Consider the following 18,818-nt stretch of genomic DNA (forward strand, 5'->3'; position numbering starts at 1 on the left):
GAGAGGGCGATGAGTACATTAGAACCCCCGTCAGGCGTAAATAAACCGGGCGGTTTTGCGCTATGGCTGGCGCGACTGCAGATGGCCCACGGGCGCAAGCTGGTTATTGCGCTGCCCTACGTGTGGCTGATCCTGCTGTTCCTTCTGCCGTTCCTGATTGTTTTTAAAATCAGCCTGGCGGAGATGGCGCGGGCGATCCCGCCGTACACCGACCTGCTGGAGTGGGCCGACGGTCAGCTCACGTTGACGCTGAATCTCGCGAATTTCCTGCAGCTCACCGACGATCCGCTCTATTTTGAAGCCTATCTGCAGTCGCTTCAGGTGGCGGCGATCTCGACGTTCTGCTGCCTGCTGTTGGGGTATCCGCTGGCGTGGGCGGTGGCGCACAGTAAGCCATCGACGCGAAATATCCTGCTGCTGCTGGTGATCCTGCCGTCATGGACCTCGTTCCTGATCCGCGTCTATGCCTGGATGGGGCTGCTGAAAAGCAACGGCGTGCTCAATAACTTCCTGCTGTGGCTGGGGGTCATCGACCAGCCGCTGGAGATCCTGCACACCAACCTGGCGGTCTATATCGGTATTGTCTACGCCTATCTGCCGTTTATGGTGCTGCCGATCTATACCGCTCTCACGCGTATCGATTACTCGCTGGTTGAGGCATCGTTGGATTTGGGCGCCCGACCGCTGAAGACTTTCTTCCAGGTCATCGTTCCGCTCACCAAAGGCGGGATTATTGCCGGGTCGATGCTGGTGTTTATTCCGGCGGTCGGGGAATTCGTTATCCCGGAACTGCTGGGCGGCCCGGACAGCATTATGATTGGCCGCGTGCTGTGGCAGGAGTTCTTCAATAACCGCGACTGGCCGGTCGCCTCGGCGGTGGCGATTGTGATGCTGTTGCTGCTGATCGTGCCGATAATGTGGTTCCACAAGCATCAGCAAAAACAGGTGGGGGAACACGGATGAATAATTTGCCGGTAGTCCGTTCGCCGTGGCGAATTTTAATACTGCTGCTCGGCTTTACCTTCTTGTATGCGCCGATGCTGATGCTGGTGATTTACTCGTTCAACAGCTCAAAGCTGGTGACGGTATGGGCCGGGTGGTCGACACGCTGGTATCGCGAGCTGTTTCATGACGATGCGATGATGAGCGCGGTAGGCTTAAGTCTGACCATTGCCGCCTGCGCCGCGACGGCGGCGGTGATCCTCGGTACCATTGCCGCGGTAGTGATGGTGCGTTTTGGCCGCTTCCGCGGTTCAAACGGCTTTGCTTTTATGATCACCGCGCCGCTGGTGATGCCCGATGTGATTACCGGCCTGTCGCTGCTGCTGCTGTTTGTGGCGCTGGGGCATTCCATTGGCTGGCCGTCGGATCGCGGCATGCTGACCATCTGGCTGGCGCACGTCACCTTCTGTACCGCGTACGTCGCGGTGGTCATTTCATCGCGCCTGCGTGAGCTTGACCACTCTATTGAGGAGGCGGCGATGGATCTGGGCGCCGCGCCGCTGAAGGTCTTTTTCGTCATTACGCTGCCGATGATTATGCCGGCGGTGGTCTCCGGCTGGCTGCTGGCCTTTACGCTGTCGCTCGACGACCTTGTCATAGCCAGCTTTGTTTCCGGACCAGGGGCGACGACGCTGCCGATGCTGGTCTTCTCCAGCGTGCGCATGGGGGTCAACCCGGAGATTAACGCCCTGGCGACGTTAATCCTCGGCGTGGTCGGGATTGTTGGTTTTATCGCCTGGTATTTGATGGCCCGCGCGGAAAAGCAGCGGGTGCGCGATATCCAGCGTGCAAGAAGCGGCTGAACCACCTAAAATCTGCAATAGAGTTAACATCGGCGCCGCACTTGAGGCGCCGTTTTCATGGAAGACTTTACGTTGGGATTGTTTACTAAAACGCGTTCGTCTCATGCTCGTCTTAACGTTCCTGCGCTGGTGCAGGTGGCGGCCTTCGCCATTATTTTAATCCGCGGCCTGGATTTGCTGATGATCCTCAATCAGCTTGGCGTTCAGGGAATCGCGGATTTTGTCCATCGCAGCGTGCAGACGTGGGCGCTCACGCTGGTGTTTCTCTCAAGTCTGGTGCTGGTGTTTATTGAAATCTGGTGTGCGTTTTCGCTGGTAAAAGGGCGCAACTGGGCGCGTTGGCTGTTCTTGTTGACGCAGATTATCGTGATTGGCTACCTGTGGGCCGCGTCATTGGGCTACGGTTATCCCGAGCTGTTTAGTATTGCCGGGGAATCGAAGCGCGAAATCTTTCGCTCCCTGGTGCTGCAAAAACTACCGGATCTGCTGGTGCTGGCGATGCTGTTTGTGCCGGCCCCGTGCCGACGCTTTTTCCGTTTACAGTAACGGTGATACAATCCCCGCCCCTGTTTTTTTGAAGGTCTTGTTATGCATTGCGCACTTTATGACGCGGGCCGCTGCCGCTCCTGCCAGTGGCTGGAACTGCCGGTATCCCAACAGCTCGCCGATAAAATGGCCGATCTGCGCGCGCTTCTCGCCGATGCGCCCGTCGCTGAATGGTGCGCACCGGTTTGCGGGCCGGAAAGCGGGTTTCGCAACAAAGCGAAAATGGTGGTCAGCGGTAGCGTGGAGCGCCCGCTGCTCGGGATGCTGCACCGTGATGGCGCCCCGGAAGACCTGACCGACTGCCCGCTTTATCCGCAAAGCTTCGCGCCCGTCTTCGCGGCGCTCAAGCCGTTTATCGCCCGCGCTGGGCTCACGCCCTATAACGTTGCCCGCAGGCGCGGAGAGCTGAAGTACATTCTGCTGACCGAAAGCCGGCTCGACGGCGGTATGATGCTGCGCTTTGTCCTGCGTTCGGAGACCAAGCTTGCCCAGCTGCGCGCCGCGCTGCCGGCGCTGCAGGCGCTGCTGCCGCAGTTGAAAGTCATTACCGCCAATATTCAGCCGGTACATATGGCCATCATGGAAGGAGAGCGGGAAATTTTCCTTACCGACCAGCAGGCGCTGGCGGAAAATTTCAACGGCGTGCCGCTGTGGATCCGCCCGCAAAGCTTCTTTCAGACCAACCCTGTGGTAGCCAGCCGTCTGTATGCCACCGCTCGCGACTGGGTGCGTCAGCTGCCGGTCAACCATATGTGGGATCTGTTCTGCGGCGTCGGCGGCTTTGGTCTGCACTGCGCCACACCGGATATGCGCCTGACCGGGATTGAAATTGCCCCGGAGGCGATCGCCTGCGCGAAGCAGTCGGCGGCAGAGCTCGGCCTGCATAACCTGCATTTCCAGGCGCTTGATTCCACGCAGTTTGCCACCGGCGAAGGCGAGATCCCGGATCTGGTGCTGGTGAATCCGCCGCGTCGCGGCATCGGCGACGAGCTATGCGCGTATTTAAGCCGTATGGCGCCGGAGTTTATTATCTATTCCAGCTGCAGCGCCCGGACGATGGCGAAAGATATTGCTCGCTTGAGCGGTTATCGTATTGAGTGCGTCCAGCTGTTCGATATGTTCCCCCACACCGCCCATTATGAGGTGCTGACCCTGCTGGTTCGCGAAGTATAAACAAAATGTGAACTCTTCAGGTGCTGAAGATCGGGTAAGCTTGGCTAATCAGAACGTAAGAATAGCGGAGTGCTGCCGGTGGCAAAAAAAATCCTGTTGGTTGAAGATGATGAAGATATCGCCGCGCTGCTGCGCCTGAATCTGCTGGATGAGGGCTATCAGATAGTCCACGTGGCAGACGGGGCGCAGGCCCTGCGCCTGCTGGAAAAAGAGCTTTGGGATGCGGTGATCCTCGACCTGATGCTACCGGGCGTCGACGGTCTGGAAATTTGTCGCCGCATTCGTCAGCAAACCCGCTATCTGCCGGTGATTATTATCAGCGCTCGCGCCAGCGAAACCCAGCGGGTACAGGGGCTGGAGATGGGAGCGGATGATTACCTGGCCAAACCGTTTTCGATTCTCGAACTGACCGCCCGGGTTAAAGCGGTGTTCCGTCGTCAGGAGGCGATGGGGCAGAATCTGCTGATGGATGTCGGTCGTATCGTTAGCCATGGTTTAAGCATTGACCCCTTGTCGCGCGAGGTTAAGCTGCGCGGCGAGACGGTGGATCTGACCCCGCGTGAGTTCGATCTGCTCTACTACTTTGCCCGCCATCCGGGGGAGGTCTTTTCCCGCCTTGAGCTGCTCGATCGGGTGTGGGGCTATCAGCACGACGGCTATGAGCATACGGTCAATACCCATATCAACCGCCTGCGTACCAAAATTGAGCGCGACCCGGCGGAGCCGGACATCATTCTGACCGTCTGGGGAAAAGGCTATAAATTTGCCGTGGAGCGCAAAGAGGCGCAGCCATGATCCGCCGTCTCAGCCTCAGCCAGCGCCTGGCGCTGGTGTTTACCTCACTGCTGCTGCTCTGTGCCATAGCCGTTTGTCTGATCCAGCTGTACAGCAGCGCGCAGTACGGCAATGTCATGGTCCAGCGTCTCTCCGCCGGGCTGGCGCAGCAGATCGCCGCCCGCGAGCCGCTGCTGGACGCTCAGGGGCAGGTTGATCGCCGGATGCTGAAGCCGCTTTTTGACCGGCTGATGACCTTTAATCCCAGCGTGGAGCTGTATCTGCTTTCGCCCGACGGCGAGCTGCTGGCCGACGCCGCGCCGCCGGGGCATATTAAGCGTCAGCGCATCGATCTGGCGCCGGTGCAAACGTTTCTTTCCGGCGGCGCCTGGCCGGTGTACGGCGACGATCCGCGCAGCCTTGATAAGCAAAAGGTGTTTAGCGTCGCGCCGCTGCGCCAGGACGGCCAGCTGCGCGGCTATCTCTACATTATCCTGCAGGGTGAAACCTTTAATGAACTGGCGGCGAGCGCCTGGCAGAAAACCTTGTGGAGCCTGCTGCTGTGGACTCTGCTGCTGGTGGCCGTTCTCGGCGGGCTGGCTGGCTGGCTTGCCTGGTTCTGGGTAACGCGCCCGGTGCGTCAGCTCACCGCGCTGGTGGCAACCGACAGCCAGGACAGTATTCATGCGATCAAGGCGCTGGCGGCGCAAACCCCGGAGGCGAACCCCGGAAATGAAGTGGCTGTGCTGCATAATCGCTTTATTGAACTGGCCCGCCAGATTGCCGGGCAGTGGGATCGTCTGGCTGACAGCGATCGTCAGCGGCGGGAATTTGTCGCCAATATCTCCCACGATTTACGCACGCCGCTTACCTCTTTGCTGGGATATCTGGAAACGTTAAGCCTGAAGGCCGATCGCCTGACGATGGAGGAGAATAAGCAGTATCTGAATATCGCCCTACGTCAGGGCAACAAAGTCCGCCATCTGTCTCAGCAGCTTTTTGAGCTGGCTCGCCTGGAGCACGGCGGGATTAAGCTGCAGCCGGAAACCTTCGTACTGGCCGAGCTGGTGCAGGATGTGGCGCAAAAATTCGACCTGCCAATCGCGACGCGCAATATCGGTCTACGGCTGGAGCTGGCCACCGGGCTACCGCCGATAACCGCGGATCTCTCGATGATTGAGCGGGTGCTGACTAATCTGCTCGATAACGCCATTCGCCATACGCCGGAAGGCGGGCTTATCCGCCTGGCGGCGCGTCGCTCAGGACCGGAGTTTATCGTTGAGGTGGCCGATAGCGGGCCGGGCATCGGCAGTGAGCTGCGGGCAACGCTGTTCGAAAGGCCTTCGGTGCTGGAGCCTGGCGCGCAAAGCGCATCACGAGGAGGATTGGGGTTGATGATTGTGCGACGGATGCTGCAGCTCCACGGCGGCGATATTCGCCTGCTTGATGCGCCGGTAGGGGCCTGTTTCCAGTTTACCCTGCCGGTGTAAGGTTGCGGATTGGCCGATTGGGATACCGGTTTACCGCCGTCCGCTAACCGGTAGCCCGGGTAGGGCGTTTACGCCGCAACCCGGGGAATGCACTGGGAGTGATGCTTCGGTGCGGCTGCTTCCCGGGCCGCGCTGCCTTGACCGGGCTACGGGACCACGGCTGTCTGTAGGCCGGTAGCCCGGACAGGCGCGTGAAGCGCCGCCTTCGGGAAATGCTTACTCCGGGAACCACTGCTTGCTGATTTTGTCGTAAGTGCCGTCGGCTTTAATCGCCTTCAGCGCGGCGTTCAGTTTTTCCAGCAGCGCTTTGTTATCCGGGCGTACCGCAATGCCGAGGCCGGTGCCGAAGTACTGCGCGTCGGTCACTTTTGGCGTCGCCGCGCCCAGCTGCGGGTTGGTTTTCAGCCACTCGTTGACCACGGCGGTATCGCCAAACACTCCATCAATACGACCATTTTTCAGGTCGATAAACGCATTCTGGTAGCTATCGTAAGCCACGGTTTTCACCTCAGGATGTTTATCCTGGAGGTATTTCTGGTGCGTGGTGCCGTTTTCCATCCCGATGCGCTTGCCTTTCAGATCGTCAAAAGAGTGGAAGGCATCTTTCTTCGAGATAACCAGCGCGGAGTTGGCGTAGTACGGGTCGGTAAACGCCACCTGCTTGCTGCGCTCAGGGGTAATATCCATACCGGAAATGACCGCATCATATTTCTTAAATTTGAGCGCCGGGATCAGGCTGTCGAAAGCATGGTTGGTAAAAGTACACTCGGCTTGCATCTGTTTGCACAGCGCGTTCGCCAGGTCGATATCGAAACCGGCGATTTGGTTATTGGCGTCCATGGATTCAAACGGTGGGTAAGTTGCGGAAACGCCAAAGCTGATTTTTTCTGCGGCAGCGGCGCCAAAGGCGAAAGAGCTAAGCAGTGCGGCCATAACTAACTTTTTCATTGTGGAACTCCCGTCGGTCAATCTTATGATGTTGTGCCGTGTCTGCGGCTGGGTCTAACAATGCCATCAAATGAATTTGTATTCAATAAAGATGAATGATTATTTTTATTAATTTAAAAAAAGACGGATAATTCAGTGAACTTATCCGTCTTGGTCTGGCTACTTATGCGATTTTAATTACGTCGCTCAAACGCCAGCGCTTTATGTTCAATCAGGCGCATCAGCAGCGTCAGCAGGCCGTTGACCACCAGGTAGACAATACCGGCGGCGCCGAACACCATCACATCATAGGTACGCCCATAGAGCAGCTGGCTGTGACCCATCACTTCCATCAGGGTAATGGTGTAGGCCAGAGACGTACTCTTGAACACCAGCACCACTTCGTTGGAGTAGGAGGAGAGGGCGCGTTTAAAGGCGTACGGCAGCAGGATCGCCAGGGTATCTTTCTTGCTCATTCCCAGCGCGCCGCAGGATTGCCACTGTCCATCCGGGATGGCGCGAATGGCGCCATGAAACAGCTGCGTGGTATAGGCGGCGCTATTGAGAGAAAGAGCGATCAGCGCGCAGAGCCAGGGCTCGGAAATCAGATGCCAAAGTACCGGATACTCCTGCAGCGACGGGAACTGTCCCGGGCCGTAGTAAATCAGGAAGATCTGCACCAGCAGCGGCGTGCCGGTAAACAGCGTGATATAGCCGCGCACGATCCACACCAGCACCGGCGTTTTTAGCGTCAGGATAATGGTAAAGATCAGCGACAGAATCAGCGCCACGACGATAGAGGCCGCCGTCAGCGTCAGGCTGGTATGCAGCCCTTTTAGCAGTTCGGGTAAGTAATCAAGCATCAGCCCGGTCTCCGTTCGAAGCGCGTCGCACGCTGGTCAATACGTTTCAGGATGTATTGACTCAACAGGGTGATGACCAGATAGATTGCCGCCGCGATGATATACCAGTTAAACGGCTCCTGGGTACGGGTGGCGATGCTTTTGGTTTGCAGCATCAGGTCGTTGACGCTGATCAGGCTCACCAGCGCGGTATCCTTCAGCAGCACCAGCCACTGGTTACCGAGACCCGGCAGCGCGTGACGCCACATTTGCGGCATCACTAAGCGAAAGAAAATAGCGGCTTTCGATAGTCCCAGCGCCTGGCCGGATTCCCATTGCCCTTGCGGAACAGCCTTTAGCGCTCCGCGCAGGGTCTGCGATGCGTAAGCGGCATACAGCAGAGAAAGCGCGATAGCTCCGCAGAGGAACGGGCTGACGTCAAAATTTTCAATCTGCATCTGTACCGGGATCTGCACAAAGCCGAGATTGATCGTAAAGCCGTCAGAGAGGGTCAGCAGCAGCTGTGAGGAACCAAAATAGATAAACAGAACCACCAGAATTTCCGGTAGTCCGCGTAAAAGGGTGACAATGCCGGTTGCGAGCCAGGCGACCGGGCGCAGCTTCACCGACTCGAGGACGGCAAACAGCATCGCCAGCACCAGGCCGATGATCAGGGCGCAAACGGCAAGGCCGACGGTCATCCCGGCGGCGCTTGCTAATGGAAAAAATTCGTTCATTCAGCGTTACTTCTGGAACCATTTGTTATAGATAGACTGGTAAGTCCCATCGCTTTTTACTTTTTCCAGCGCAGCGTTAAATTTCTGCTGCAGTTCGGTATTGCCCTGGCGTAGCGCAATGCCGAGACCGGTGCCGAAGTAGTCTTTATCGGTAACCTTGTCGCCCACCGCGGCCAGCTTCGGATTGCTCTTCAGCCATTCGGTCACTACGGCGGTATCGCCGAATACCGCGTCAATACGGCCGTTCTGCAGGTCCAGCTTCGCATTCTGGTAGCTGTCGTAAGGAACGGTAGTGATTTCCGGGTGTTTGTCGGTGATGAATTTCTGATGAGTCGTGCCGTTCTGCACGCCGACTTTTTTACCCTTCAGGGCATCAATGCTGGTGAATTTACCCTGCTGGCCGACGAACAGCGCAGAGTTCTCATAGTATGGGGTGGTGAACAGCACCTGCTTTTCACGCTCAGGAGTGATGTCCATCCCGGCCATGACCGCATCGAAACGACGGAACTTCAGGCTGGGGATCAGGCTATCGAAGGCCTGGTTGGTAAAGGTGCAGGTCGCATCAATTTCTTTACACAGGGCGTTCGCCAGATCGACGTCAAAGCCGACAATTTTGTTATTGGCATCGATCGATTCAAACGGAGGGTAGGAAGCCTCGGTGGCGAAACGAATGGTCTGGGCTGCGGTAGCGGAGAGGCTCATGCCCGCAAGAAGAGCGGCAATCAGTACTTTTTTCATCGTCATTTCCCCGAAAACATCAATGTGAAAGATAGTTTTTAAACGCGTCGGTCTGCGGATGCGCAAAGCAGCCTGCATCACCTTGTTCAACGATATGGCCATTTTCCATATAGACCACGCGGCTGGCTGTTTTGCGCGCCACTTCCACTTCGTGGGTGACGATAACCTGCGTAATGCCGGTTTCAGCCAGTTCGCGGATAATACTGACGATCTGGGCGGTGATTTCTGGATCGAGCGCTGCCGTGGGTTCATCGAACAGCAGAACCTGCGGTTCCATCATCAGGGCGCGGGCAATGGCCACACGCTGCTGCTGGCCACCGGAAAGATGCAGCGGGTAGCGATCGCTATAGGGTTTCAGGCGCAGACGTTCGAGCAGCTTTTCAGCGCGGGCTAAAGCCTGATCTTTGTTCAAACCGAGCACGCGGCAGGGAGCTTCAATCAGATTTTGCTGCACGGTCAGATGCGGCCACAGATTGTACTGTTGGAAAACCATACCCACGTTCTGGCGCAGCTCGCGAATGGCTTTGTCAGAAGGCGCTCTGGTAAAGTCGAAATGATTTCCGGCGATATGCAGCGTACCGGAACGCGGCATCTCCAGCAGATTGAGGACGCGCAGCAGCGAGCTTTTACCGGCACCGCTTGGGCCGAGCAGCACCAGCGTTTCCCCCTGCGGGCAATCCAGCGTGATGTCGAACAGCGCCTGGTGCGCGCCGTAGAAGCAATTAATGCCGTTTAATTTAATGCTCATCTGGGCAGTCTGATACATATAGCAATTGAGGCCGCAAATAGTACCTTTGGCAGAATAGTTATGCAATATTTATGCGTTAAAAGTTAAATGTAAACCATGTTTACATTTAAATTTAGCACAAAATATGGCTTCGTGAAGGTGGGAGAAGTCAATGTCGGCATTACCAGCGGAAATGCCGACATTTTACCGGGGTTATTTCATTCGGCCTGAGCGGACTAGTGCCCAGATTAGCGTTTTTCGAGACTCTGACGCAGGGAGCCCGCCGGCGCATGGGCGTTGTTGCCGAGGTAGCGCACGTCATCCACGGCCCAGCACTGGCCTTCCTGAATCATCAGCACTTCGTCTTTCCAGCTTTGAGTGCCCTGTTTCAGCTCCACGCGCAGGGGAATATTGCGCGCGTCGCGATTAGGGATGGTCGAGGCGCTGGCGACATCGGCACTGTCGGCGGGCGTTGTGCTGCTTGAGAACAGGTTTGACTGCAGCAGGGCGTTGTTAGACGGGTCCTGACGCGCGTCATTCAGCAGTTTTGCCAGACCGTCACTCAGGTACGGACGCAGCGCGGTTAAATCGCTGTTGCGATGCTGCACCTGATAGTCATAAAACTTCTGCGCCACGTCATCCGGGCCGCCTTCGATGCAGGGGCCGCTGCGGGTGCCGTTATCTTTGTAGGCAGGCGTGACGGTAGTACAGGCGCTGAGCGCCAGCGCGCAGGGGAGGACTAATGCAAGAACTTTGTAGCGCATGATGATTTCCTTATGAGCTCACTACGTTAGAATATCTGTACAAGCATAGTGTATCAGATAGGGATTGTGCTTGACCCTGAGAGCTAACGCATTGAACGCTAAAGAAGGAGTTTGAACATGCAATTTTCAACTACGCCAACCCTCGAAGGTCAACCCATCATCGAATACTGCGGCGTCGTCACCGGGGAAGCGATTCTCGGCGCCAACGTATTCCGCGATTTTTTCGCCAGTATCCGCGACATCGTCGGCGGTCGTTCCGGCGCCTATGAAAAGGAGCTGCGTAAAGCCCGTGAAATCGCCTTTGAAGAACTGAGCGAGCAGGCGAAGGCGCTGGGCGCCAATGCGGTGGTCGGCATTGATATTGACTACGAAACCGTCGGTAAAGATAGCAGCATGCTGATGGTCAGCGTTAGCGGCACTGCGGTGAAGACCCGCCGATGAGAATTTGCCGGGCAGGCGTCCTGCTGGCGCTGCTGCTGGCGGGCTGCGCGACGGAAAAGGGCATTATCGATCGCGACGGCTATCAGTTGGATACGCGCCACCCGGCGCAGGCGGCTTATCCGCGCATCAAAGTATTGGTGATCCACTACACCGCCGATGATTTCGACGTTTCGCTGGCGACGCTGACGGATAACCAGGTGAGCTCTCACTACCTGATCCCGGAGATACCGCCGCTGCACGGAGGCAAACCGCGGATCTGGCAGCTGGTGCCGGAAGAGGATCTGGCCTGGCATGCGGGCGTCAGCTTCTGGCGCGGCAGCACGCGTATTAACGATACCTCGATTGGTATTGAGCTGGAGAATCGCGGCTGGCAAAAAACGGCCGGGGGCAAAAGCTTCACGCCGTTTAATCCGGCGCAAATTGACGCTCTGATCCCGTTGGCGAAAGACATTATCGCCCGCTACCATATCGCGCCGCAGAACGTGGTCGCCCATGCGGACATCGCCCCGCAGCGTAAAGACGATCCGGGGCCGCTGTTCCCGTGGCGCAGGCTGGCCGAACAGGGAATTGGCGCATGGCCGGATGCCCGGCGCGTGGCGTTTTATCTGCAGGGGCGCCCGTCATACGAGCCAGTCGACGCCGCAGCGCTGCTGGACGTGCTGTCTCGCTACGGCTATCAGGTGACGCCGGACATGACCCCTGCGCAGCAGAAGCGGGTCATTATGGCTTTCCAGATGCACTTCCGCCCCGAGCGCTGGGACGGGGTTGCTGATGCCCAAACCCTGGCGATAGCCGAAGCGCTGCTGGAAAAGTATGGCCGGGGTTAATAGTGCAGCTTACCGTGGTCCTTCAACCAGGCGGCGGTACGGATAATGCCCTCATCCATCGTGACAACCGGCCGGTAGCCTAGCTCCTGCTGGGCGCGGGAGATATCAAGGGTGAAATCAAAGTTCAGCTTAGAGACGCCGTAGTGGGTAAAGGCGGGCTCTTTAGCTGACTTATTGCCAAAGCGCTCCATGCTGCGGGCAATAATATCCAGCATCGGGTAAGGGACCGAACGGATGCGGCACTTTATTCCCAGCTCATCAATGAGTTTCTGTACGATGCTGTGCAGGGTTTGCGGTTCGCCGTTAGTAATGTTGTACGCGCGGGCCGAGGGCAGGAGGTCGCACTGGGGCTGGCTGGCGAGCCACATCGCGTGTACCGCGTTTTCATAGTAGGTCATATCCACCAGCGCGCTGCCGCCGCGCGGCAACAGAACGCTGCCGTAGTGCTGCATCATTTGCGCCAGCCGTGGGATAAACACTTTATCATGCGGACCAAACAGGCTCTGCGGCCGCAGGATCGTAAAACGGGTATTCGGGTTGGCCTGCGCCAGAAGATGGATCACATCTTCACTTGCCGCTTTGCTGCGGGCGAATTCGTTGGCGAAACGCTGCGGGCGAAAATCTTCCTTAACATCGCGATGATGGTGATAATCAAAATAGAGCGACGGTGAAGAGATGTGCACGAAGTTGCGCACGCCCCAGGCAACCGACCACTCGCCGAGACGGCGAGTCGCGCGGACGTTAGCTAAATCGAAGGCCTGTTGGGTGCCCCACGGCGAGGTAAAGCTGGAACAGTGCCACAGGGTGTCGATACCGGCGAGCATCACTTTGGCCTGTGAAGAGACCAGCTCGGTTAAGTCCGCAGGGACGAACTCTGCGCCCATTTTGCTCAGAAGCTTACCCATCGCTTCGTTTCGCCCGGTCGCTCTGACGCTAATGCCCCTGTTACGCAGATATTCCACCGCGTTGCGGCCCAATCCGCTGGTCGCACCGGTAACCAGTACCTTCATATCGATCCACTGTTAAACAAAAGAATTTCGTGCGCATTTTTCCGTGATTCTGACTGTGATGCAATGAGAATCATGAAAGAATTCTGCACCTATACTCTATTTGATGGTGATTTGCTCCGCCAGGTGCGCGATGCGTCGCGCCATACCGCGAAAAATAAACAGATGCGCCGGGATCATCAGCAGCCAGTAGAAAAGCCCCGGCATACCGTGCGGGTGCCACCAGGCGCGCACGTCCAGCTCGCGATGATCGCCTTTATCGCGCAGGGTAAAGCTCAGGCGGCCAAGGCCGGGCGCTTTCATGCCGAATAACAGCGTCAGCTGCTTTTCCGGTTCGACGATAATTACTTTCCAGCTGTCTACCGCATCGCCGGTTTGCAGATACGCCTTTTCCGGACGACCTTTTGCCAGCCGATGACCGACCAGCAGGTCCATCGCCCCGCGCGTTTTCCACAGAACATTACCGAAGAAATAGCCCTCTTTGCCGCCGATTTGGTTGACCACCTCCCACAGCGCGGCAAGGCTTGCGGAAGTGTTAACGGTATAGCCCGCCTGTTTCGGGTAGTAGCCGTACTCTGGCCGCCAGCGGGCGAAGGCCTGCGCATCGTAGCCCCAGTCGCTGGAGTTCACCAACTGCTCCTCTTCTTTAAGCGTGCGGCGCACCGCCTCATCAAATGCGATAAGCGGTTGAGGAATTAAGGCCCGCAGGGCGCGATCGTCGGCGATCAGATCGTGCTTTAGCCCCTGAATCAGGGCTTTGGCCGTGGTTGGCGGCACCGAGGTAATCATGTTAAGAAACCACACTGAAATCCAGCGGGTCGGGAAAGGGATGGGGATCAGCGGGCGTCGTTTGCCGCTGACCGCCATAAAGCGGATAAACTGCTGCTGATAGCTTAACGTTTCCGGCCCGGCAGCTTCAAATACCCGATGCTCGTGGGACGGATGGTCAAGCAACCGCAGCAGATAGTAGAGCAAATTTTCCAGCGCAATCGGCGTAGTACGCGAACGTACCCAGCGCGGCGGCGTCAGCACCGGCAGGTTGTAAACCATATCGCGCATCACTTCGAAGGCGGCGGAACCGGCGCCGACGATAATGCCGGCGCGAACTTCCGCCACCGGGACGCCCGATTCGCGCAGCAGATCGCCGGTGATCTGGCGAGCGCGCAGATGATCGGATTGCTCCTGCTCCGCCACTTGTAAGGAACTGAGAAAGATGACTTCGTTCACCGGTGTTTCGCGCAGCGCGTCGCGAACGTTGAGCGCGACCTGCCGCTCGTGGCGGATAAAGTCGCCGCCTTCGCCCATCCCATGCACCAGATAGTAAAGAGTGTCAGCCTGCGCCAGCAGGGCGGGTAGCGTGTCCGGCTGGTTTAAATCGAGCGAATAGCACTCGACGCCGGGGAGATGCTGCTTTTTAAGCCTGTCGATATGGCGTGCCGCCGCCAGAACGGTGAAGCCCTGCTCGCTGAGTCGTTTCACCAGATGCTGGCCGATATAACCGCTGGCGCCAAGCACCAGAATTCGCTGCGACACGCCGGACTCCTTAACGGTTTAAAAATGCCTGCCAGTGGTTAACTACCTCGGCGAGCTGCTGACGGTTAACGTCAATATGCGTCACCAGGCGCACGATGGGCGAGGCGTTGATCAGCACCCCGCGTTCGCGCAGATACTCGCCCAGCGCGGCGGCGCGCTCTTCACCAACGCGAACAAACAGCATATTGGTATCATGACGTGTCACCTCGGCGCCAACGGCGCGCAGCTGCTCCGCCATCCACGCGGCGTTGTCGTGATCCTCTTTTAAGCGCGCGACGTTGTTCTGCAAGGCATACAGGCCAGCAGCCGCCAGAATCCCGGCCTGACGCATTCCGCCGCCGACCATTTTCCGCCAGCGGATCGCGCGGCGAATATACTCTTCGCTCCCCACCAGCAGTGAGCCTACCGGCGCGCCGAGACCTTTGGACAGACAGATGGTGAAAGAATCGCAGTATCGGGTGATATCGCGCAGCTCGCAGCCGTAGTCCACGACAGCGTTAAAAATACGCGCGCCGTCCACGTGCAGCCCGAGGCCGCGCTGGCGCGTAAATTCCCAGGCTTCTTTCAGATATTCACGCGGCAGCACTTTGCCGTTATGGGTATTTTCCAGCGACAGCAGGCGGGTGGGCGCGAAATGAATATCGTCCGGTTTGATTTTGGCCGCGACTTTGTCCAGAGGCAGGGAGCCATCCGCTGCGGCGTCGATGGGCTGCGGTTGGATGCTGCCAAGTACGGCCGCGCCGCCGGCTTCATAGAGATAGTTATGCGCGCCCTGGCCGACGATATACTCTTCGCCGCGCTGGCAGTGGCTGAGCAGGGCGACCAGGTTGGCCTGGGTGCCGGTGGGCAAGAAGATCGCGGCTTCTTTGCCCGCCAGCTCGGCGGCAAAGCGCTGGAGTTCGTTAACGGTCGGGTCATCGCCATACACGTCATCCCCAACCGGGGCGGCCATCATGGCTTCCAGCATGGCGCGGCCCGGGCGGGTAACGGTATCACTGCGTAAATCAATCATGTCATATCCTTGTACACTTCATCTTTCGCGCAGCCTCTGCGTTGACTGCACCCTCAAACCCCGGTCACATAGTTATCTATGCTTCCGGGGATTTTCGAGCTTGCCGCCTTGAAGCACCACGAAAGATTTTGTGTATGAATTGAAAAGGATATTTTTACCTTAGCCAGTTGGTTTTCGCCAGTTCAATAACCTCGTCGCCGCGGCCGCTGATAATCGCGCGCAGCATATACAGGCTGAAACCTTTGGCTTGCTCCAGCTTGATTTGCGGCGGCATCGCCAGCTCTTCACTGGCGACGACCACATCCACCAGTACCGGGCCATCGGTAGCGAAAGCGGTTTGCAGCGCTTCATCAACCTCTGACGCGCGCTCAACGCGTATGCCCTTGATACCACACGCTTCGGCGATGCGGGCAAAGTTGGTGGCGTGCAGCTCGGTGCCGTCTGTCAGATAGCCCCCGGCCTTCATCTCCATCGCCACGAAGCCCAGTACGCTATTATTGAAGATAACGATCTTCACCGGCAGCTTCATTTGCGCCAGCGAGAGAAAATCCCCCATCAGCATGCTAAAGCCGCCGTCGCCGCACATTGCCACGACCTGGCGGTCAGGTGCCGTGGCTTTTGCGCCGATGGCCTGCGGCATGGCGTTGGCCATTGAACCATGGTTGAAGGAGCCGAGCAGGCGGCGCTTGCCGTTCATCTGTAGATAGCGCGCGGCCCAGACGGTCGGCGTACCCACGTCACAGGTAAAAATGGCGTCCTCGTCGGCAAAGTGGCTAATGCGCTGCGCCAGATACTGCGGATGAAGCGTTTTGTCGCTGGGCTTGGCCAGATCGTCGAGCCCTTTACGCGCGTCGCGATAGTGTTCCAGCGCTTTATCGAGGAACTTGCGGTCGGTTTTCTCTTCGAGAAGCGGCAGCAGCGCGCTGAGGGTGGATTTGATATCGCCTACCAGCGCCATATCCACTTTACTGTGGGCGCCAATACTGCCGGGATTGATATCAATCTGAATGATTTTGGCATCCGTCGGATAGAAGGCGCGATAGGGGAACTGGGTGCCGAGCAGGACCAGGGTGTCGGCGTTCATCATGGTGTGGAAGCCGGAGGAGAAGCCAATCAACCCGGTCATCCCCACATCATAAGGATTGTCGTATTCAACGTGCTCTTTGCCGCGCAACGCATGAACGATAGGCGCTTTGAGCTTCTCGGCGAACGCCACCAGCTCTTTATGCGCCCCGGCGCAGCCGCTACCGCACATCAGGGCGATGTTGCTGGAATAGCGCAGCAGCTGGGCCAGCTTCTTCAGCTCTTCTTCCGCTGGCGTCACCTGCGGCAGCGGTGCGTGATACCAGTGGCTGCTGGCGCTTTCCGGCGCGGCTTTTAGCGCAACGTCACCGGGGAGTACCACTACCGAGACGCCGCGGTTAATTACGGCTTTGCGCATGGCGATGGCCAGCACCTGCGGAATTTGTTCCGGGGATGAGACCAGTTCGCAGTAGTGGCTGCATTCGCGGAACAGCTCCTGCGGGTGCGTTTCCTGAAAATAGCCGCTGCCGATTTCGCTGGAAGGAATATGGGCGGCGATAGCCAGAACCGGAACGTGATTGCGGTGGCAGTCGAAAAGGCCGTTAATCAGGTGTAGGTTGCCCGGCCCGCAGGAACCGGCGCAGACCGCCAGTTCGCCGGTAAGCTGGGCCTCCGCTCCGGCGGCAAAGGCGGCCACTTCTTCGTGGCGCGTGGGCATCCAGTCGATGGTCCCCATGCGGTTCAGGCTATCGCTTAAGCCGTTAAGAGAATCCCCGGTTACGCCCCAAATACGTTTAACGCCAGCCTGTTCAAGAGTTTTGGCAATGTATGCCGCCACGGTTTGTTTCATGGTTCTCCATCTCCTTTTTGTGATAACGCTTACAAGCTTAGATGAAACTGCCGGTTACGCTCGCTTTCACCCCTCATTTTCCTCTGGTTTTTTTCAGCGAAAACTCCGCATAATCTGTGCTCACATAAAGTGGTAAACAGGAATCATTTCAAATGGTTAAATCGCTGTTAAATGCTGTTAATAAACTACTGTCTCATGACGATTTCGGCAAACTCTTGTTACGACTTGCCGTCGGCGGACTGATGCTGTTTCACGGATTACACAAGCTATTTGATGGCGTAGGGGGAATCAGCAATATGCTGGTAGCAAAAGGATTGCCGGGTTTTATCGCTTATGGGGTATTAGTGGGCGAGGTGGTTGCGCCTTGCCTGCTGATCCTGGGAATTCTTACCCGTCCGGCGGCGCTGGTGCTGGCTTTTACGATGGTCGTCGCCTGGCTGATGGTCGGCACGGGCAAAACCTTCGCGCTGGATGCGGTCGGCGCGTGGGCGATTGAGAGCCTGGTCTTTTTTTTCGTGGGTGCGCTGGCGGTCGCTTTTTTGGGAGCGGGGCGCTATACCATCGCCGGAAATTCGGCCTGGCGGTAAAGAGAGCCGGATGGCGCTGCGCCATCCGGCAGTTGATGGTTAAGCCAGTACCAGATCCCCCTGCGGATGGCAGGAGCAGGCCAGCACGTAGCCTTCAGCGATTTCCGCATCGGTTAACGTCATGGTACTGCTGACGGTATATTCGCCGGAAACTACTTTCGTTTTGCAGCAGCCGCAGACGCCTGCGCGACAGGCAACGGTAACCGGCACTTTGTTACTTTCCAGCGCCTCGAGCAGCGTGGCGCCGACCGGCGCATAGAACGCTTTCGCTGGCTGCAGTTTGGTGAACTTCATGCCGCTGGTAGCGGCCTCGGCTACCGGCGTAAAGAACTCCTCTTTGAAGAAGCGCGTCACGCCCAGCGCTTTCACTTCCTGCTCAACCCACGCCATATACGGCGCCGGGCCGCAGGTCATCACGGTACGCGATGCCAGATCCGGCACGCTTTGCAGCAGTTCAGTCGTTAAACGTCCTGCCACAAAACCGTGGGTGGCGTGATTTTCCGCCACCAGCGTCACCGGATACTGACGCCATTCCTCAGCGAAAATGACATCCTGGGGGGAACGCACGTTAAAAATCACCTGCACATCAGCCTGCGGGCGATATTTCGCCAGCCAGCGACGCATTGACATGATCGGCGTAACGCCGCAGCCAGCAGCCAGCATCAGGAACTTATCTTCAGCCTTATCTTCACAGGTAAATTCACCCATGGCATCGGACAGCCAGATATAGTCGCCGCGCTTCACGTCGCGGGTCAGCCACTGTGAGCCTGCGCCATCGTCAATCCGACGGATGGTCAGCGTGATGTACTCGCTTACTCCCGGCGTCGATGAAATGGTGTAAGCACGCAGCGTCTCCGCTGAATTACGTACGCTAACCAGTGCATACTGCCCGGCACGGTACGGATAATAGTCGTGGCAGAGCAACGAAATTGTCCGGACATCCGGCGTTTCCTGATGGATGTGATGAACCTGCATCCGCCATGGGCACTGATGAGTTGGCAAAGTCATACTTTTA

General features: G+C 57.5%; 20 protein-coding genes. 9 read left to right on the top strand and 11 right to left on the bottom strand.

Annotation, left to right across the window (positions count from 1 at the left end; translation table 11 throughout):
* Positions 1-9: 9 nt before the first annotated feature.
* From potH to IYV58_RS08945, 6 genes are all read left to right on the top strand, one after another.
* Positions 10-963 (top strand): putrescine ABC transporter permease PotH, encoded by a 954-nt coding sequence (gene potH / locus IYV58_RS08920; protein ID WP_142446178.1) that lies wholly within the window; start codon positions 10-12, stop codon positions 961-963.
* On the top strand, positions 960-1,805 hold the full coding sequence (potI, locus tag IYV58_RS08925; protein ID WP_004130847.1) for a putrescine ABC transporter permease PotI: 846 nt from the start codon (positions 960-962) through the stop codon (positions 1,803-1,805). Before potH ends, potI begins: the two co-directional genes overlap by 4 nt.
* 57 nt (positions 1,806-1,862) lie before the next feature.
* Positions 1,863-2,351 (top strand): YbjO family protein, encoded by a 489-nt coding sequence (locus IYV58_RS08930; RefSeq protein WP_004100588.1) that lies wholly within the window; start codon positions 1,863-1,865, stop codon positions 2,349-2,351.
* A gap of 42 nt (positions 2,352-2,393) precedes the next feature.
* Entirely contained in the window at positions 2,394-3,524 is a 1,131-nt protein-coding gene (gene rlmC / locus IYV58_RS08935; protein ID WP_049113152.1) for a 23S rRNA (uracil(747)-C(5))-methyltransferase RlmC, read from the top strand.
* A 78-nt stretch (positions 3,525-3,602) separates the two neighbouring features.
* Positions 3,603-4,319: a response regulator transcription factor gene (locus IYV58_RS08940; protein ID WP_049113154.1), complete on the top strand. Its 717-nt coding sequence runs from the start codon at positions 3,603-3,605 to the stop codon at positions 4,317-4,319.
* Positions 4,316-5,788 (top strand): sensor histidine kinase, encoded by a 1,473-nt coding sequence (locus IYV58_RS08945; RefSeq protein WP_112165353.1) that lies wholly within the window; start codon positions 4,316-4,318, stop codon positions 5,786-5,788. Before IYV58_RS08940 ends, IYV58_RS08945 begins: the two co-directional genes overlap by 4 nt.
* Before the next feature lie 216 nt (positions 5,789-6,004).
* Here the strand turns inward: IYV58_RS08945 and artJ are convergent, their stop codons facing one another.
* From artJ to IYV58_RS08975, 6 genes are all read right to left on the bottom strand, one after another.
* On the bottom strand, positions 6,005-6,736 hold the full coding sequence (gene artJ, locus IYV58_RS08950) for an arginine ABC transporter substrate-binding protein ArtJ (RefSeq protein ID WP_004130862.1): 732 nt from the start codon (positions 6,734-6,736) through the stop codon (positions 6,005-6,007).
* Between the two features lie 173 nt (positions 6,737-6,909).
* Positions 6,910-7,578, bottom strand: a complete 669-nt coding sequence (artM, locus tag IYV58_RS08955) for an arginine ABC transporter permease ArtM (protein WP_004130864.1) — start codon at positions 7,576-7,578, stop codon at positions 6,910-6,912.
* Positions 7,578-8,294 carry an arginine ABC transporter permease ArtQ gene (gene artQ, locus IYV58_RS08960; RefSeq protein ID WP_049087317.1) on the bottom strand — a complete coding sequence of 239 codons (717 nt, stop codon included), beginning with the start codon at positions 8,292-8,294 and terminating at the stop codon, positions 7,578-7,580. The genes artM and artQ overlap by 1 nt, the downstream gene beginning before the upstream one ends.
* A 6-nt stretch (positions 8,295-8,300) precedes the next feature.
* Complete coding sequence (gene artI / locus IYV58_RS08965) at positions 8,301-9,032, bottom strand: arginine ABC transporter substrate-binding protein ArtI (protein WP_004130868.1); 732 nt, start codon at positions 9,030-9,032, stop codon at positions 8,301-8,303.
* 19 nt (positions 9,033-9,051) lie between these two features.
* On the bottom strand, positions 9,052-9,780 hold the full coding sequence (artP, locus tag IYV58_RS08970; protein ID WP_142446177.1) for an arginine ABC transporter ATP-binding protein ArtP: 729 nt from the start codon (positions 9,778-9,780) through the stop codon (positions 9,052-9,054).
* Between the two features lie 227 nt (positions 9,781-10,007).
* Positions 10,008-10,523 carry a lipoprotein gene (locus tag IYV58_RS08975; RefSeq protein ID WP_004130873.1) on the bottom strand — a complete coding sequence of 172 codons (516 nt, stop codon included), beginning with the start codon at positions 10,521-10,523 and terminating at the stop codon, positions 10,008-10,010.
* 117 nt (positions 10,524-10,640) lie between these two features.
* Between IYV58_RS08975 and IYV58_RS08980 the strand changes: the two genes are divergently transcribed.
* Complete coding sequence (locus tag IYV58_RS08980; protein ID WP_004100606.1) at positions 10,641-10,964, top strand: heavy metal-binding domain-containing protein; 324 nt, start codon at positions 10,641-10,643, stop codon at positions 10,962-10,964.
* The gene (locus IYV58_RS08985) at positions 10,961-11,791 is read left to right on the top strand and encodes an N-acetylmuramoyl-L-alanine amidase (RefSeq protein ID WP_087830070.1); all 831 of its coding nucleotides are present in this window, start codon (positions 10,961-10,963) and stop codon (positions 11,789-11,791) included. The genes IYV58_RS08980 and IYV58_RS08985 overlap by 4 nt, the downstream gene beginning before the upstream one ends.
* On the opposite strand, the gene IYV58_RS08990 is transcribed toward IYV58_RS08985, so the two are convergent.
* The 4 genes from IYV58_RS08990 to poxB form a co-directional block, all read right to left on the bottom strand.
* Positions 11,788-12,801, bottom strand: a complete 1,014-nt coding sequence (locus tag IYV58_RS08990) for an NAD-dependent epimerase/dehydratase family protein (protein WP_004130877.1) — start codon at positions 12,799-12,801, stop codon at positions 11,788-11,790. The genes IYV58_RS08985 and IYV58_RS08990 overlap by 4 nt on opposite strands.
* A 96-nt stretch (positions 12,802-12,897) precedes the next feature.
* Complete coding sequence (locus IYV58_RS08995) at positions 12,898-14,331, bottom strand: DUF2867 domain-containing protein (protein WP_142446176.1); 1,434 nt, start codon at positions 14,329-14,331, stop codon at positions 12,898-12,900.
* 10 nt (positions 14,332-14,341) lie between these two features.
* On the bottom strand, positions 14,342-15,343 hold the full coding sequence (gene ltaE, locus IYV58_RS09000; RefSeq protein ID WP_142446175.1) for a low-specificity L-threonine aldolase: 1,002 nt from the start codon (positions 15,341-15,343) through the stop codon (positions 14,342-14,344).
* Positions 15,344-15,497: 154 nt separating this feature from the next.
* The gene (poxB, locus tag IYV58_RS09005; RefSeq protein WP_004130882.1) at positions 15,498-17,216 is read right to left on the bottom strand and encodes a ubiquinone-dependent pyruvate dehydrogenase; all 1,719 of its coding nucleotides are present in this window, start codon (positions 17,214-17,216) and stop codon (positions 15,498-15,500) included.
* 152 nt (positions 17,217-17,368) lie between these two features.
* Here poxB and IYV58_RS09010 point away from each other — a divergent pair, with 152 nt between their 5' ends.
* Positions 17,369-17,803, top strand: a complete 435-nt coding sequence (locus IYV58_RS09010) for a DoxX family protein (protein ID WP_004130883.1) — start codon at positions 17,369-17,371, stop codon at positions 17,801-17,803.
* Between the two features lie 39 nt (positions 17,804-17,842).
* Here IYV58_RS09010 and hcr read toward each other — a convergent pair whose 3' ends face one another.
* Complete coding sequence (gene hcr / locus IYV58_RS09015) at positions 17,843-18,811, bottom strand: NADH oxidoreductase (RefSeq protein WP_142446174.1); 969 nt, start codon at positions 18,809-18,811, stop codon at positions 17,843-17,845.
* Positions 18,812-18,818 lie beyond the last annotated feature (7 nt).

This window comes from Klebsiella sp. BDA134-6, from assembly GCF_015601345.1.
Lineage (GTDB): Bacteria > Pseudomonadota > Gammaproteobacteria > Enterobacterales > Enterobacteriaceae > Klebsiella > Klebsiella grimontii.